Below are 16,413 nucleotides of genomic sequence, written 5' to 3'. Positions count from 1 at the left end.
TTCTTATATCTGCATATCAGGAAAATCTTCAGTATGAAAACATTACCCGACACACACGTACGGGCGGCATCGCGCTGCCCGTCTCCCGTCACCATCTGGCAGACACTGCTCACCCAACTGCTGGACCAGCACTATGGCCTCACGCTGAATGACACACCGTTCGCTGATGAACGTGTGATTGAGCAGCATATTGAGGCAGGGATTTCACTGTGTGACGCGGTGAACTTTCTCGTTGAAAAATACGCGCTGGTACGTACCGACCAGCCGGGATTCAGCGCAGGAGCCCCGTCGCAGTTAATCAACAGCATTGATATTCTCCGGGCTCGCAGGGCGACCGGCCTGATGACCCGGAACAATTACAGAATGGTAAATAACATTACCCAGGGCAAGCATCCGGAGGCAAAACGATGAAACTGGCCCTGACGCTGGAAGCTGACAGCGTTAACGTACAGGCACTGAACATGGGGCGAATTGTCGTTGACGTCGATGGTGTTGAGCTTGCCGAACTGATTAACGTGGTCTGCGATAATGGCTACTCCCTTCGTGTTGTTGATGAATCTGACCGGACCTCAACAGACAGCACCCCCCCCTCTGCTGCCCTGAGCGGTATACGCTGTAGTACCGCGCATATCACGGAAACAGACAACGCCTGGCTGTACTCGCTGTCGCATCAGACGAATGACACCGGCGAATCAGAATGGATTCATTTTACAGGTAGCGGATATCTGTTACGTACCGATGCGTGGTCATACCCGGTTCTGCGGCTTAAACGCCTGGGGCTGTCAAAAACGTTCCGCCGTCTGGTTGTCACACTTACCCGACGTTATGGCGTCAGTCTCATTCATCTGGATGCCAGCGCTGAATGCCTGCCGGATTTACCCACTTTCGACTGGTAACCCGGAAATTCACAACATGAAATCATTAACCACGGAAACAGCGCTGGATATTCTGATTGCGTGGCTGCAGGACAATATTGACTGCGAATCAGGGATTATCTTCGACAACGATGAGGATAAAACGGATTCAGCAGCACTGCTGCCCTGCATTAAACAGGCCAGGGAAGATATCCGTACCCTGCGCCAACAGCAGCTTCTGCAACAGAACAGGTGAGTCTTACTCACCAGACTTTATTCCACTGACGCCAGCCTGAACAGGGCTGGCGTTTTCATTTATCTGCAAAAAGGAAATGTAATGAACGCATCCCAACATTATGAAATGAGCCGCTCGGGGATTAAGTAGATGAGTGTGGATCCCCGCAGATTTCCGGCATCATCGTGCCCAACGGGATGCGTTTCGCTCCCAACAGACTGGAGGATCCACACCATGAAATATATCCCTGTCGGCGTTGATATTGCAAAACATCTTATGCAGGTGCATTTCGTTGATGAACATACCGGAGAGATTATCGATAAGCAGGTTAAGCGTGAGAAATTCCTTGAATATTTCAGCAACCGTGAACCCTGCCTTATCGGCATGGAGGCCTGTGGGGGTTCTCATCACTGGGCGCGTGAGCTTCAGAAACTGGGACATAAGGTCAGATTACTCAAAGGCCGGTTCGTCAAAGCATTCGTGATGGGAAATAAAAACGATGTGATGGACGCCCGAGCCATCTGGCTGGCGGTTCAGCAGCCGGTAAAATCCGTCGCCGTTAAAAGCGAGGAGCAACAGGCCACGCTGGGGTTACACCGAATGCGCCAGCAACTGGTGAAGTTCAGGACAGCACAGATAAACGCGCTTCACAGTCTCTTGCTGGAATTTGGTGAAACGACGCACAAGGGGCGTGCTGCTTTGGCGAAGGAGGTGCCGGAAGCCCTGGAGCGTCTGAAGGAGCGGCTACCGCTCTACCTGATAAACATGCTGGATGAACAATATCAGCGAATTACTGAACTTGATGAACATCTTGACCACATTGAGAAGCAGTTGCAGGCGATAGCCAGACAGAATGAAACCTGTCAGCGGTTACTGAACATCCCAGGCGTGGGGCCGTTAATCGCCACCGCTGCCGTTGCCACGATGGGAGACGCCTCCGCCTTTAAGTCGGGACGGGAATTCGCCGCGTTTATCGGTCTGGTGCCCAGACAGACAGGCTCAGGAGGAAAAATCCGCCTGCTGGGAATAAGCAAACGTGGTGATAAATATCTGCGAACCCTGTTTATTCATGGTGCAAGGGCGGCAGCATTACTGACCAAAGAACCTGGTCCATGGATAACCGAACTGAAAAAGCGTCGTCCGGCCAGCGTGGCAATCGTCGCAATGGCAAACAAGCTGGCGCGAACGGTGTGGGCAATAGCCGCTCACGGACGTAAATACGACAAAAATCATGTCAGTATCAGGCCTGATTAATCGCTGATACCGATAAACATAAACTCTTTACAAAAGGGTGAATGCAGAAAGGTTGCTCTGGCAGCCAGCGTGATGACAAAGACAGGTAAGACCGTGACTCACTAAACCTGGATAATCGATTGGGCCTAAAGCCCGCAGAGGAAATGAGGCGTGAGTCGGCGAATTACATAGGGGCTCGCAGCTTCCGGGCTGCAATAAAGCCGGATATAAAGCTGCAACCTACCGTCGATGTCAGAACAATGGATGCCTTTGCAAACGGGATGCGTTCATATAAATATCGATTATGTCTGATATCACAGCCTCCCGTCCGGAAGTGGTCAACGGGCATACGGAAGTTATCTGCTCAACCAGTATCCACCACATTCTGGCTGTACGAAAAAGTACACTGCTGCAAATCGACACACTTATCCGGCAACTGGCTGAAATCTCAGTTCTGACGGAAAGCATTGGAGGTAAAACCACCCGGGACTGGGCCATGAAACAGGATTTTCGCTGCGGCTGCTGGCTCATGGAGAAACCTGAAACGGCAATGAAAGCCATCACCCGCAACCTTGACCGTGAAATCTGGCGTGACCTGATGCAACGTTCCAGGATGCTTTCCTTAATGGATGCGCAGGCCCGTGATACATGGTACCGGTCACTGGAGTACGATAATTTTCCGGAAATCAGCGAAGCGAACATTCTGAGCACATTTAAACAACTGCACCAGAACAAGGATGAGGTGTTTGAGCGGGGAGTGATCAACGTCTTCAGGGGACTGAGCTGGAATTATAAAACCAACTCTCCCTGTAAATTTGGAAGTAAAATCATTATCAACAATCTGGTGAGATGGGACCGGTGGAGATTTCATCTTATCACCGGACAACAGACTGACCGACTCGCCGATCTGGAAAGAATGCTACATCTGTTCAGCGACAAACCGATTCCCGACAACCGGGAAAACATCACTATTCGTCTGGATGGTCACATCCAGTCCGTTCAGGGTAAAGAGCGCTATGAAGACGAAATGTTCAGCATCAGATACTTTAAGAAGGGCTCCGCACACATCACGTTCAGGAAACCAGAACTGGTTGACAGGCTAAATGACATAATTGCCAGGCACTATCCAAATGTATTAGCAGACAGGTAATGTGGCCTTGCCCCGCTATTAAACATGTCATATTTTTGCTATCATTGTGAAAATTTTTCGGAGGAAACATGACTACAAAAGACCGTATTCAGTCCCGACTGAACCGTTCAAAACGTTATGTGTTCACCCGGGATGATTTCAGGGATATCGCTGGCTATGATCAGGTTGGCAGAGCTCTTCGTACACTGGTAAACGAAGGTAAGTTGATGAAAGTGGGCTATGGTGTTTACACCAAAGCCCGTCGTAACATCATCACTGGGAAAATCATGCCCGCAGCGCCTGGGGGCTCTGCTGCAGTAATTACAGAGGCCCTGGAGCGCCTGAATATCAGATACCGTCTGGCAGGAGCAACGGAATGCTACAATAAAGGTCAGTCCACACAAATTCCTGTATCTCTGGGGATAAAAACACCTTCTCGATTTAAAAGAGTGTTAATAGTAGGGAAAAGTAAAATCAATGCCTGAATTAACATCATTATTTCCTGACGTTGCCGATGCACTGGATATTGAATCTGTCGCTATCGTCGAAAAAGATTATTTTGTGGTTGATCTTTTAAGATTATTAAAAGAAATAAAACCAGAAACACATACTCTCGTGTTTGCAGGAGGTACCGCATTATCAAAAGCAGGTATCTCGCTAAACAGAATGTCAGAAGATATTGATATAAAGCTCGTGCCAACAGAGAACTTTATGCAAAATGGCAGAGACAAGAGAAGAAAAATTCGCAAGGAAATCGTGCAAATAATCACGGATGTTATTCATAATTCTGACATTTTCAGCTTGGATAATGAAAACGCCCGTATAACACGTGATGAGTATCGTTATAACGAAATCTCGGTACGTTATCCCCAGACATTTGCACAAGTCCCCTGTCTTCGTCCATTTATTAAGCTGGAGTTGATGGAAAGCACTCTGCTGGAACATCCGGAAAGCAGAGATATTTATTCCCTTGTCACGGAGTTAACGGGTAAAGGTACACCTGTAACAGCATTCCCCTGTGCCACCATTTTATCCACTCAGGCTGAAAAGCTCATCTCCATGATGCGAAGAACAGCAGCACATCTTCGTAATCCCGAACAACAGGATGATGAGTTTCTGGTACGTCACATTTACGACAACTACTGCATTGTCAGGGAAAAAGGTGTGAATGTTCCTGTATTGAAAAATTTTGTTCAGATATGTATTCACGCTATGGTAACCAGTACCCACAATTTTGTAGCTCACCAGTTGATGAACTTAAGAAAGGGCTGGATGCACTCCGGGATTATCCTGTACACAAATTGCGCTTTCAACGATTTGTTAAACCGATGGTATTTGGTAATACACAGATTAACTGGGAAGAAGCCTATTCCAGTTTCAGACAAACAGCGCTAAGTGTTCTGACCAGCTAACAAACGCGTTAAGTACGATTCCACAATTCAGCATATCGAACCAGACCAAATGATTACAGCAAAGCACAAAAAAGAGGGATTATAGCGTCAAAAGAATTCGAATTGCACATGGGGGCCTCATTGGTGGCCTCAAAAACAACAAATACAAAATAATCTATATAAAACAATTTGTTATACAATCAGTTTCATTCCGATTCCGGGCACCACTAATTCTTAAGAACCCGCCCACAAGGCGGGTTTTTGCTTTTGGATCTTTATATAAAATAAACTTGGGTGCATAACGCCATCAGGTCTTAAACACTCCCGAATCATCAATAAACATCCCCCGCTAGCAAAACACAGTTCAGTTCACATAACATCCCTGTTATCCCACACATATCTGCTGGCCGAACGACGCCAGTGCGCGTACGGAGGCAAGAGCAGCCCTGCACATGGCAGCGCTTGTGGTAACCTGGTTTAATCCGGTGAAAGAGGCGTTTTACATGCATCTGCCAGCACCCGGAAAAACCAAAAAAGTGGCGCTGGTTGACTGTATGCGTAAATTGCTGACCATCCTGAACGCAATGCTCAGAAAGAACGAAGAGTGAAATGAATCGTAGCATCATGTTGCTCCATAATTTTTACGTTCAAGACAGTTGATTATCGGCGCATATGACTCAAAAAGAGCCTGATGATTGCCTCTTTTCCATAGGCTCTTTCTCTGAAGTGAAGGAAGGCCCGGAAGAAAGCACTCGCTGGCATACGTGACTCCAGCTCAACCGGAGATAATCACCATTGTTATTTTTCTATTTAATAATAATCTCCTGAAAAATAGATATAGCAAAAATACAATCCGGCCAGATTTAATTCCGCATTCATTACCAGAAATAATCAACACCACAACTATCATATCACTCAATAGTCACCGCTAAAATTTTATTATTTTCCTCTTCTTTACATAGAAATTGTCAACCTGTTTATTATGAATCACTTAAATAATTAATCACAAAACAACATCACCATTATTTGCGTATTTTATTTATTAATAACATAGTCATACGTTCTTTTTTTACAAGGAAATAATCAATTGATAAATTGTTTTTGGCATTAATAGTCAAGTAGGAAACATTTTAATAAATGATAAAAATCCTAAATTCCTTGTTCATAATGTAGGAGTGTGTTAAATAGGTGGGCAAAATTTGGTTCCCTTTCTCGCCTGTAATATTGCAGCGTCTTCGCACCTCCATGAGACATTGCGACTTAATAAGAAGGTGATAAGTCCTGCATATAAGCATGGACTGACCATGGTTTTATATTCATTAAAAATTTTGTTACAACCCATTGATTTAGCATAAATAAATTATAGTGGGTTCAGGTTTGTTGTGACTGTGGCATTATTTCCGTGCAAAGGAGCTGATATGTCTGAAAGACATTTACCTGATGACCAGAGCAGTACTATCGATCCATATCTAATTACCTCTGTTCGCCAGACTCTGGCAGAACAAAGCGCAGCATTACAAAACTTGTCTAAACAACTGGATTCCGGGCAGTACCAGCGTGTCCTTAATTTGATAATGAACTGTAAAGGGCACGTTATTCTTTCGGGAATGGGTAAATCAGGGCATGTCGGTCGTAAAATATCAGCGACGCTGGCCTCTACGGGTACGCCTAGTTTCTTTATTCATCCTGCAGAAGCTTTCCATGGCGATCTGGGCATGATTACGCCTTACGATCTTCTGATCCTTATTTCTGCCAGCGGTGAAACGGATGAAATCCTCAAGCTAGTTCCTTCACTGAAAAATTTCGGCAATCGAATTATCGCCATTACCAATAATGGAAATTCCACGCTGGCGAAAAATGCTGATGCCGTGTTGGAACTCCACATGGCGAATGAAACCTGCCCGAATAATCTTGCACCAACAACGTCTACCACGCTGACGATGGCGATCGGCGATGCGCTGGCGATTGCCATGATCCACCAACGCAAATTTATGCCGAATGATTTTGCGCGCTATCACCCGGGCGGTTCATTAGGTCGTCGCCTGCTGACCCGCGTTGCTGATGTCATGCAGCATGATGTTCCTGCGGTACAGCTGGATGCGTCATTTAAAACCGTGATTCAACGTATCACCAGCGGATGCCAGGGAATGGTGATGGTAGAAGACGCAGAAGGTGGGCTAGCGGGCATTATCACCGACGGTGACCTGCGTCGTTTTATGGAAAAAGAGGGTTCTCTGACATCCGCTACGGCTGCGCAGATGATGACACGTGAACCGCTGACGCTACCGGAAGACACCATGATCATTGAAGCGGAAGAAAAAATGCAAAAGCACCGCGTCTCAACGTTATTGGTGACCAACAAGGCAAATAAAGTCACTGGCCTTGTGCGCATTTTCGACTAATTAAGCAACGGGGTTCGAGAGGTTAGTCTCTCATTGAGTTTGCGCCCCACTGAAACTTTGATAATCGTTACATGTTGATAAAAGTGAAGTCTGCCGTATCCTGGATGCGTGCTCGTCTGTCTGCCATCTCACTGGCAGATATCCAAAAGCACCTGGCAAAAATCATCATTCTGGCACCGATGGCGGTGCTGCTGATCTATCTGGCTATCTTCAGCCAGCCTCGCTATATGAGCGAGTCGAAAGTCGCCATTAAACGCTCGGATGATTTAAACAGCGGCAGCCTGAATTTTGGTCTGCTTCTGGGTGCCTCTAACCCCAGTTCCGCAGAAGATGCGTTGTATCTGAAAGAGTACATCAACTCGCCGGATATGCTGGCGGCGCTGGATAAGCAACTAAATTTTCGTGAAGCGTTTAGCCACAGCGGGCTCGATTTTCTTAATCATCTTAGCAAGGATGAAACCGCAGAAGGCTTCCTGAAGTACTACAAGGACCGTATCAACGTCTCGTATGACGATAAAACCGGATTACTGAATATTCAGACGCAGGGCTTTAGCCCGGAGTTTGCGCTTAAGTTTAACCAAACCGTGCTGAAAGAGTCAGAGCGCTTTATCAATGAGATGTCACATCGCATCGCGCGTGACCAGCTTGCCTTTGCAGAAACGGAGATGGAAAAGGCACGCCAGCGTCTGGACGCCAGCAAAGCGGAATTGCTCTCTTATCAGGACAACAACAACGTTCTGGATCCACAGGCACAGGCACAGGCGGCGAGCACGTTAGTGAATACGCTGATGGGCCAGAAGATCCAGATGGAAGCGGACCTGCGGAACTTGCTGACGTATCTGCGTGAGGACGCCCCGCAAGTTGTGAGTGCGCGTAATGCGATTCAGTCATTGCAGGCACAAATTGACGAAGAAAAAAGCAAAATCACTGCGCCACAGGGTGACAAGCTAAACCGTATGGCAGTGGATTTTGAAGAAATCAAATCAAAAGTAGAGTTCAACACCGAGCTGTACAAACTGACCCTGACCTCCATTGAAAAGACCCGTGTAGAAGCGGCTCGTAAGCTCAAGGTGCTGTCAGTGATCAGTTCGCCACAGTTGCCGCAGGAATCGTCTTTTCCAAATATCCCTTATTTGATCGCCTGCTGGTTACTGGTGTGCTGCTTACTGTTCGGCACCCTGAAACTGTTGCTGGCTGTTATTGAAGATCACCGAGACTAACGCTGTCGCTGAATGAGTTTGTGATGAAATTATTTAAATCAATTTTACTGATTGCCGCCTGTCACGCGGCGCAGGCCAGCGCGGTCATTGATATTAACGCTGACCCAAACCTGACAGGAGCCGCGCCGCTTACCGGTATTCTGAACGGACAGAAGTCGGATACGCAAAACATGAGCGGCTTCGACAATACCCCGCCGCCCGCACCGCCGGTGGTAATGAGCCGTATGTTTGGTGCTCAACTTTTCAACGGCACCAGCGCGGATAGCGGTGCGACGGTAGGATTCAACCCTGACTATATTCTGAATCCGGGTGATAGCATTCAGGTTCGCTTGTGGGGTGCGTTCACCTTTGATGGTGCGTTACAGGTTGATCCCAAAGGTAATATTTTCCTGCCGAACGTTGGTCCGGTGAAAGTTGCTGGCGTCAGTAATAGTCAGCTAAATGCCCTGGTCACATCCAAAGTGAAGGAAGTATACCAGTCCAACGTCAACGTCTACGCCTCCTTATTACAGGCGCAGCCAGTAAAAGTGTACGTGACCGGATTTGTGCGTAATCCTGGTCTGTATGGCGGTGTGACGTCTGATTCGTTACTCAATTATCTGATCAAGGCTGGCGGCGTTGATCCAGAGCGCGGAAGTTACGTTGATATTGTGGTCAAGCGCGGTAACCGCGTGCGCTCCAACGTTAACCTGTACGACTTCCTGCTGAACGGCAAACTGGGGCTTTCGCAGTTCGCCGATGGTGACACCATCATCGTCGGGCCGCGTCAGCATACTTTCAGCGTTCAGGGCGATGTCTTTAACAGCTACGACTTTGAGTTCCGCGAAAGCAGCATTCCCGTAACGGAAGCGTTGAGCTGGGCGCGCCCTAAGCCTGGCGCGACTCACATTACGATTATGCGTAAACAGGGGCTGCAAAAACGCAGCGAATACTATCCGATCAGTTCTGCGCCAGGCCGTATGTTGCAGAACGGCGATACCTTAATCGTGAGCACTGACCGCTATGCTGGCACCATTCAGGTGCGGGTTGAAGGCGCACACTCCGGTGAACATGCCATGGTACTGCCTTATGGTTCCACTATGCGTGCAGTTCTGGAAAAAGTCCGCCCGAACAGCATGTCGCAGATGAACGCAGTTCAGCTTTATCGCCCATCAGTGGCTCAGCGTCAGAAAGAGATGCTGAATCTCTCGCTGCAAAAGCTGGAGGAAGCATCACTTTCTGCCCAGTCATCCACCAAAGAAGAAGCCAGCCTGCGAATGCAGGAAGCACAACTGATCAGCCGCTTTGTGGCGAAAGCACGCACCGTGGTTCCGAAAGGTGAAGTGATCCTCAACGAATCCAATATTGATTCTGTTCTGCTTGAAGATGGCGACGTCATCAATATTCCGGAGAAAACATCGCTGGTTATGGTTCATGGCGAAGTGCTGTTCCCGAACGCGGTGAGCTGGCAGAAGGGTATGACCACCGAGGATTACATCGAGAAATGTGGTGGCCTGACGCAAAAATCGGGTAACGCCAGAATTATCGTCATTCGTCAGAACGGTGCAGCCGTCAACGCAGAAGATGTGGATTCACTCAAACCGGGCGATGAGATTATGGTTCTGCCGAAATATGAATCGAAAAATATTGAAGTTACCCGTGGTATTTCCACCATCCTCTATCAGCTGGCGGTGGGTGCAAAAGTGATTCTGTCTTTGTAAGGAGTTGAAATGAGCAAAGCTGTTATTGTCATCCCGGCTCGTTATGGCTCATCGCGCCTGCCGGGTAAGCCACTGCTCGATATTGTTGGTAAACCGATGATCCAGCATGTTTACGAGCGTGCGTTACAGGTGGTGGGCGTTGCGGAAGTTTGGGTGGCAACAGACGATCAGCGTGTTGAAAAGGCCGTGCAGGCATTTGGCGGGAAATCCATCATGACGCGCAACGATCATGAATCCGGCACCGATCGGCTGGTCGAGGTGATGCATAAAGTCGAGGCAGATATCAACATTAACCTGCAGGGCGACGAACCAATGATTCGCCCACGGGATGTAGGAACGCTGTTACAAGGAATGCGTGATGACCCCGCGTTGCCAGTGGCAACGCTATGCCACGCGATTTCTGCCGAAGAAGCGACCGAGCCAAGCACGGTAAAAGTGGTGGTAAATACCCGCCAGGATGCGCTTTATTTTAGCCGTTCGCCGATTCCCTATCCGCGTAATGCTGAAAAAGCGCGCTACCTGAAACACGTTGGTATTTACGCTTATCGTCGCGATGTGCTGCAAAACTACAGCCAGTTACCGGAGTCCATGCCAGAGCAGGCAGAATCACTGGAGCAGCTACGGTTAATGAACGCGGGGATCAACATTCGCACGTTTGAGATTGCCGCAACCGGTCCGGGCGTCGACACCCCAGCATGCCTGGAAAAAGTGCGCGCCCTGAGGGCACAGGAACTGGCTGAAAACGCATGATTGGCATTTACTCGCCTGGCATCTGGCGTATTCCGCATCTGGAGAAATTTCTGGCGCAACCATGCCAGAAACTTTCTCTGCTGCGCCCTGTTCCGCAAAACGTCGATGCTATCGCCGTGTGGGGACATCGTCCCAGCGCGGCGAAACCAGTCGCCATCGCCAAAGCAGCGGGAAAACCCGTCATTCGTCTGGAAGATGGATTTGTGCGTTCGCTGGATCTTGGCGTCAATGGCGAGCCGCCGCTTTCTCTGGTGGTGGATGATTGTGGCATTTACTACGATGCCAGCAAGCCTTCGGCGCTGGAGAAACTGGTACAGGATAAAGCCGGAAATGCGGCATTGGCTGATCAGGCCAGAGAAGCGATGCACACCATCGTGACCGGGGATTTGTCGAAATATAACCTGGCGCCTGCATTTGTGGCTGATGAGTCAGAACGTGCAGACATCGTTCTGGTTGTCGATCAGACATTTAATGACATGTCCGTGACGTATGGCAATGCTGGCCCGCATGAGTTTGCTGCCATGCTGGAAGCTGCGATGGAGGAAAATCCTCAAGCCGAAATTTGGGTGAAGGTGCATCCGGATGTCCTGGAAGGAAAGAAAACAGGTTATTTCGCTGATCTGCGTGCCACGCAACGAGTACGTTTGATTGCCGAGAATGTCAGCCCGCAGTCGCTATTGCGACACGTTTCCCGGGTTTACGTCGTGACATCCCAATACGGCTTTGAAGCCTTGCTGGCAGGAAAACCAGTAACATGTTTCGGCCAGCCCTGGTATGCAGGCTGGGGCTTAACCGACGATCGCCATCCGCAGTCCGCTTTGTTATCTGCCCGACGCGGTTCTGCCACGCTGGAAGAACTTTTTGCCGCTGCATACCTGCGTTACTGTCGCTATATCGACCCGCTCACGGGGGCCGCAAGCGATCTGTTTACCGTACTGCAATGGCTGCAATTACAGCGCAACCATCAGCAACAGCGTAATGGCTATTTATGGGCGCCAGGCTTAACGCTGTGGAAGTCGGCAATCCTGAAACCTTTCTTGTGTACCGCAACAAACAGACTGAGTTATTCACGCCGTTGTACTGCGGCGACGGCTTGCGTGGTATGGGGTGTAAAGGGAGAACAGCAATGGCTAGCCGAAGCGCAACAAAAATCACTGCCGTTATGGCGAATGGAAGATGGTTTTCTGCGTTCATCCGGACTTGGCTCTGACCTTTTGCCGCCGCTATCGTTGGTACTGGATAAACGCGGGATCTACTATGACGCCACGCGCCCCAGCGACCTGGAAGTCCTGCTTAATCACAGCCAGTTAACGCTGGCGCAGCAGATGCGAGCTGAAAAATTACGCCAGCGACTGGTTGAAAGCAAACTGAGCAAATACAACCTGGGGGCCGATTTCTCTCTGCCTGCCGAGGCCAAAGATAAAAAAATCATCCTGGTGCCGGGTCAGGTAGAAGACGATGCCTCAATTAAAACAGGCACTGTGTCGATTAAGAGCAACCTTGAGTTATTACGCACAGTACGCGAGCGCAATCCGCACGCTTACATTATTTATAAACCGCACCCGGATGTACTGGTGGGGAATCGCAAGGGCAATATTCCGACAGAACTAATTGCTGAACTCGCTGATTATCAGGCACTGGACGCAGATATTATTCAATGCATCCAGCGCGCAGATGAAGTGCACACCATGACATCATTGTCCGGGTTTGAAGCGTTATTACATGGCAAGCAAGTTCATTGTTACGGCCTGCCCTTCTATGCCGGTTGGGGTTTAACCGTTGATGAACATCATTGCCCGCGCCGCGAGCGCAGATTAACGATAGCAGACTTGATCTATCAGGCGTTGATTGTTTACCCAACATATATTCACCCAACACGGCTACAGCCTATTACGGTTGAGGAAGCTGCGGAATATTTAATCCAGACGCCGCGTAAGCCGATGTTTATTACCCGAAAAAAAGCGGGGCGGGTAATACGCTATTACCGCAAATTAATTATGTTCTGCAAGGTCAGATTTGGCTAAACAATTTCATAGTTGACTATTACACAGATTATTTATGCAAGGCAACGCACTAACCATTTTATTATCGGGTAAAAAATATCTGCTATTGCAGGGACCGATGGGACCTTTTTTCAATGACGTCGCCGAATGGTTAGAGTCATTAGGCCGTAACGCTGTGAATGTTGTCTTCAACGGCGGGGATCGTTTTTACTGCCGCCATCGACAATACCTGGCTTACTACCAAACGCCGAAAGAGTTTCCCGGATGGTTACGGGCTCTCCACCGGCAATATGACTTTGATACCATCCTCTGCTTTGGTGACTGCCGCCCATTGCACAAAGAAGCAAAACGCTGGGCAAAGTCGAAAGGGATCCGCTTTCTGGCATTTGAGGAAGGATATTTACGCCCGCAATTTATAACCGTTGAAGAAGGCGGAGTGAACGCATATTCCTCGCTACCGCGCGATCCGGATTTTTATCGTAAGTTGCCAGATATGCCTGCGCCGCACGTTGAGAACTTAAAACCTTCAACGATGAAACGCATTGGCCATGCGATGTGGTATTACCTGATGGGCTGGCATTACCGTCATGAGTTCCCTCGCTACCGCCACCACAAATCATTTTCCCCCTGGTATGAAGCACGTTGCTGGGTTCGTGCGTACTGGCGCAAGCAACTTTACAAGGTAACACAGCGCAAGGTATTGCCGAGGTTAATGAATGAGCTGGATCAGCGTTATTATCTTGCCGTTTTGCAGGTGTATAACGATAGCCAGATTCGTAACCACAGTAATTATAACGATGTGCGTGACTATATTAATGAAGTCATGTACTCATTTTCACGTAAAGCGCCGAAAGAAAGTTATTTGGTGATCAAACATCATCCGATGGATCGTGGTCACAGACTCTATCGACCATTAATTAAGCGATTGAGTAAGGAATATGGCTTAGATGAGCGAGTCATTTATGTGCACGATCTCCCGATGCCGGAATTATTACGCCATGCAAAAGCGGTAGTGACGATTAACAGTACGGCGGGGATCTCTGCGCTGATTCATAACAAACCACTCAAAGTGATGGGCAATGCCCTGTACGACATCAAAGGCTTGACGTATCAAGGGCATTTGCACCAGTTCTGGCAGGCCGATTTTAAACCGGACATGAAACTGTTTAAGAAGTTTCGGGGGTATTTATTGGTGAAGACGCAGGTTAATGGGGGTTATTATGGAGGAGTAAAATTTGAGAATGCATTGGGTATGAATAAAGATTTTTTGTTTGGATCAAAGTCAATATCATAATTTATTCTAAATTATCAACGTAGAATAAAAGCATTACCTTCAAGAATCCTTATTTTTATAACTATATGACTCATAAAAATATATTCCTATATATTTAGTTCATATAATTATTTTACCATATAAACATATCACTTTTATATAATGAAAACTCGTCTGATTTCTTATTGAGTAAATTCATCCAGTAGAATAATGATCCCTTCACTTCTGGAGGTTTTATGATGGTATCTATCACTATAAATATACATACTGTAAATAGTATTATTCTTGACTATCACTCCCTCATTTTCAATTCTAGAAACTGTTAAGCCCATTTTTTTGAGAACATTCATCATTTCATTTGGATGGAAAATTTTTTCAGATAAAAGCTTTCCGGAAAAATCAAAAACTCTAATGCCTTGATATGTATTATAAGTACTTTCCATTTTGGAATAGTAAAAGGCACCATAACTAGCAACAAAAAAACCATCACCTAAAGCTATCCCTTGTCTTTTATTATAATTCTTTGCATCAGGACTCGCATCTGATACAATATATCCAGAATAATTATTCTGTAAATAAATTACTCTTAATAAATCTCCACTTACTGAATATAGTTCAAGTCTATTTCTACTATACTTTATACTTCTTTCGCTTTCATAACCTTCAATAAGCCAATAGTCTTGACTCATCGAAAATTGGTTAAAAGCATTAATTGAAAAATCTCTTTCCTTAAATAATCTGTCACCATACAAGCTACTCACCATATTATATCTTTGCAAGGTTCCCGTATTCGAAACGACATATACAACATTAAACCCATTATAGTCTTGTATAATAGCCAAACCTTCGCCAGCCCCGCCTCGCCCACCACTTGGTATCTTATAGTACCCAAGGTAATTTCCTTTTTTATTATAACAAACTAATATATTATCCTTTTGTTTTGGCTCAAAAATATACTGAATATAAATATTATTATCATCATCAAGAGCAAATGAACTAGGGTATAAATATTTTGCCCCGTCATACTGACTGAGTACATCATCGTACTCATTAAATAATAATGGCAGAGTGATATGAATATCATTATGTGAATAGCTTTTACTTAAAATAGCAGCGCTACAAATTTGGATACTGCAAATCACCGCAAGTATAAAAACAGAATTTAATCTTAAAGCCATATTATTTAAACAAAATCATAGATGCCGTTAGATAGTTTTATTCCAGAAAGAGCCATATTAATCATTGCTACAATCATATGAATTGATTGTGGCCCAACATCAGGATGGCTTTTAATTTTATCATTGATGCTATTTGCAACTGTTGAATAAGTGATGATTGGATTTATAATATCCATAATATATTTGTACTGTTCCGAATTTTGTGAAACAATAAAATAAGACATATTCCCCTTATAGTTTATTAAATAGTCATCAATGACTTTTTTGAATAACTCTTCCTTTGGCTGAGGAAAAACTCCCTCTATTAAATGTAGATCATTTTTATTATTTATATAATGTTCATCATTTAATATAGGATCCACCGCTACTATTTTATAATTATTAGTTAATCCATGATAAACGGCTGCCGTACCTCCTTTTGAGCATCCATAAAGTACGACATCATCTGATTTTATTTGACATTGTTCAATAACTTCTAATATAAGGCTTTTAATTTTATCAGCATTGGTTGGTAATGCATTTGTATTTAAGTAAAATGAGCCAGTAATTCCTCCGATATCAGCCACTCTTAATATAGAAACATTTTTTCCAATATATTTATCAATTGTAGAAAAGTTTTTTGCAAAATATCTGTACAAGCTTGCAGAATATGGTTCAATTGGCATCTGAGAGAAAACAATCAGTAGCTTTTCATTTATTTTGCATGCAGCCCGTTGTAACGTATATACAATCCCATCAGAATTAATAGAAAACTTTTTTTCTTTTACTGGAATCCAGAGGTTTTTTATCTCATCAAAGTGAACCAATGAAGTTACATTTCCACGATGAACGTACGACATAAAACCAGCATTAGTTAAAGCAATTAATTGTTTTTTTAAATTATAATCATGATATGAAAACTCAATTAAATTTTTACATGAATCACCTTTCCCAATTATTTCAAAATGAATATATTTATACTTGGATGCCTGCAACAATAAACTAATTTCATCTGTGGTTATATTACTGTTAATATGTAAAACTGTCTTATTCATAATTATTTATT

The 16,413-nt window shown here is 45.7% G+C and carries 14 protein-coding genes and 2 pseudogenes; 14 read left to right on the top strand and 2 right to left on the bottom strand.

Annotated elements, in window-relative coordinates; all coding sequences use genetic code 11:
* Positions 1-33 precede the first annotated feature (33 nt).
* The 14 genes and pseudogenes from HBM92_RS03990 (at position 34) to HBM92_RS03925 (ending at position 14,211) form a co-directional block, all read left to right on the top strand.
* Complete coding sequence (locus HBM92_RS03990) at positions 34-411, top strand: TA system toxin CbtA family protein (RefSeq protein ID WP_000854688.1); 378 nt, start codon at positions 34-36, stop codon at positions 409-411.
* On the top strand, positions 408-896 hold the full coding sequence (locus tag HBM92_RS03985) for a DUF5983 family protein (protein ID WP_000761701.1): 489 nt from the start codon (positions 408-410) through the stop codon (positions 894-896). Before HBM92_RS03990 ends, HBM92_RS03985 begins: the two co-directional genes overlap by 4 nt.
* Positions 897-912: 16 nt before the next feature.
* Positions 913-1,110, top strand: coding sequence for a DUF957 domain-containing protein (locus tag HBM92_RS03980; protein WP_000839260.1), 198 nt, complete (start codon positions 913-915; stop codon positions 1,108-1,110).
* Between the two features lie 213 nt (positions 1,111-1,323).
* On the top strand, positions 1,324-2,343 hold the full coding sequence (locus HBM92_RS03975) for an IS110 family transposase (RefSeq protein ID WP_000875213.1): 1,020 nt from the start codon (positions 1,324-1,326) through the stop codon (positions 2,341-2,343).
* 283 nt (positions 2,344-2,626) lie between these two features.
* Entirely contained in the window at positions 2,627-3,472 is an 846-nt protein-coding gene (locus tag HBM92_RS03970) for a DUF4942 domain-containing protein (protein WP_001280441.1), read from the top strand.
* A 68-nt stretch (positions 3,473-3,540) separates the two neighbouring features.
* Positions 3,541-3,936, top strand: a complete 396-nt coding sequence (locus tag HBM92_RS03965; protein WP_000208383.1) for a DUF6088 family protein — start codon at positions 3,541-3,543, stop codon at positions 3,934-3,936.
* Positions 3,929-4,863: pseudogene (locus HBM92_RS03960) on the top strand (nucleotidyl transferase AbiEii/AbiGii toxin family protein). The gene HBM92_RS03965 and the pseudogene HBM92_RS03960 overlap by 8 nt, the downstream one beginning before the upstream one ends.
* Positions 4,864-5,267: 404 nt before the next feature.
* Positions 5,268-5,450: pseudogene (locus HBM92_RS03955) on the top strand (IS110 family transposase); the annotation flags it as partial.
* Between the two features lie 810 nt (positions 5,451-6,260).
* Positions 6,261-7,244 carry an SIS domain-containing protein gene (locus tag HBM92_RS03950; RefSeq protein WP_001327875.1) on the top strand — a complete coding sequence of 328 codons (984 nt, stop codon included), beginning with the start codon at positions 6,261-6,263 and terminating at the stop codon, positions 7,242-7,244.
* Between the two features lie 71 nt (positions 7,245-7,315).
* Positions 7,316-8,464, top strand: a complete 1,149-nt coding sequence (locus HBM92_RS03945) for a capsule polysaccharide export inner-membrane protein KpsE (RefSeq protein WP_000905920.1) — start codon at positions 7,316-7,318, stop codon at positions 8,462-8,464.
* 23 nt (positions 8,465-8,487) lie between these two features.
* The gene (locus HBM92_RS03940) at positions 8,488-10,164 is read left to right on the top strand and encodes a polysaccharide biosynthesis/export family protein (RefSeq protein WP_001327874.1); all 1,677 of its coding nucleotides are present in this window, start codon (positions 8,488-8,490) and stop codon (positions 10,162-10,164) included.
* 9 nt (positions 10,165-10,173) lie between these two features.
* Complete coding sequence (gene kdsB / locus HBM92_RS03935; protein WP_001327873.1) at positions 10,174-10,914, top strand: 3-deoxy-manno-octulosonate cytidylyltransferase; 741 nt, start codon at positions 10,174-10,176, stop codon at positions 10,912-10,914.
* Positions 10,911-12,938, top strand: coding sequence for a capsular polysaccharide biosynthesis protein (locus tag HBM92_RS03930; protein ID WP_000579529.1), 2,028 nt, complete (start codon positions 10,911-10,913; stop codon positions 12,936-12,938). Before kdsB ends, HBM92_RS03930 begins: the two co-directional genes overlap by 4 nt.
* Before the next feature lie 34 nt (positions 12,939-12,972).
* Positions 12,973-14,211, top strand: coding sequence for a capsule biosynthesis protein (locus HBM92_RS03925; RefSeq protein ID WP_001161824.1), 1,239 nt, complete (start codon positions 12,973-12,975; stop codon positions 14,209-14,211).
* Between the two features lie 161 nt (positions 14,212-14,372).
* Here HBM92_RS03925 and HBM92_RS03920 read toward each other — a convergent pair whose 3' ends face one another.
* On the bottom strand, positions 14,373-15,368 hold the full coding sequence (locus HBM92_RS03920; RefSeq protein ID WP_001208051.1) for a hypothetical protein: 996 nt from the start codon (positions 15,366-15,368) through the stop codon (positions 14,373-14,375).
* Positions 15,369-15,373: 5 nt separating this feature from the next.
* Positions 15,374-16,402, bottom strand: a complete 1,029-nt coding sequence (locus tag HBM92_RS03915) for an XcbB/CpsF family capsular polysaccharide biosynthesis protein (protein ID WP_001044673.1) — start codon at positions 16,400-16,402, stop codon at positions 15,374-15,376.
* Between the last annotated feature and the right edge of the window lie 11 nt (positions 16,403-16,413).

It is taken from the genome of Escherichia sp. E.sYA108, assembly GCF_011754335.1.
Taxonomy (GTDB): domain Bacteria; phylum Pseudomonadota; class Gammaproteobacteria; order Enterobacterales; family Enterobacteriaceae; genus Escherichia; species Escherichia coli.
Note: the sequence above shows the minus strand (reverse complement) of the source record. Positions and strands in the feature narration are given on the sequence as shown.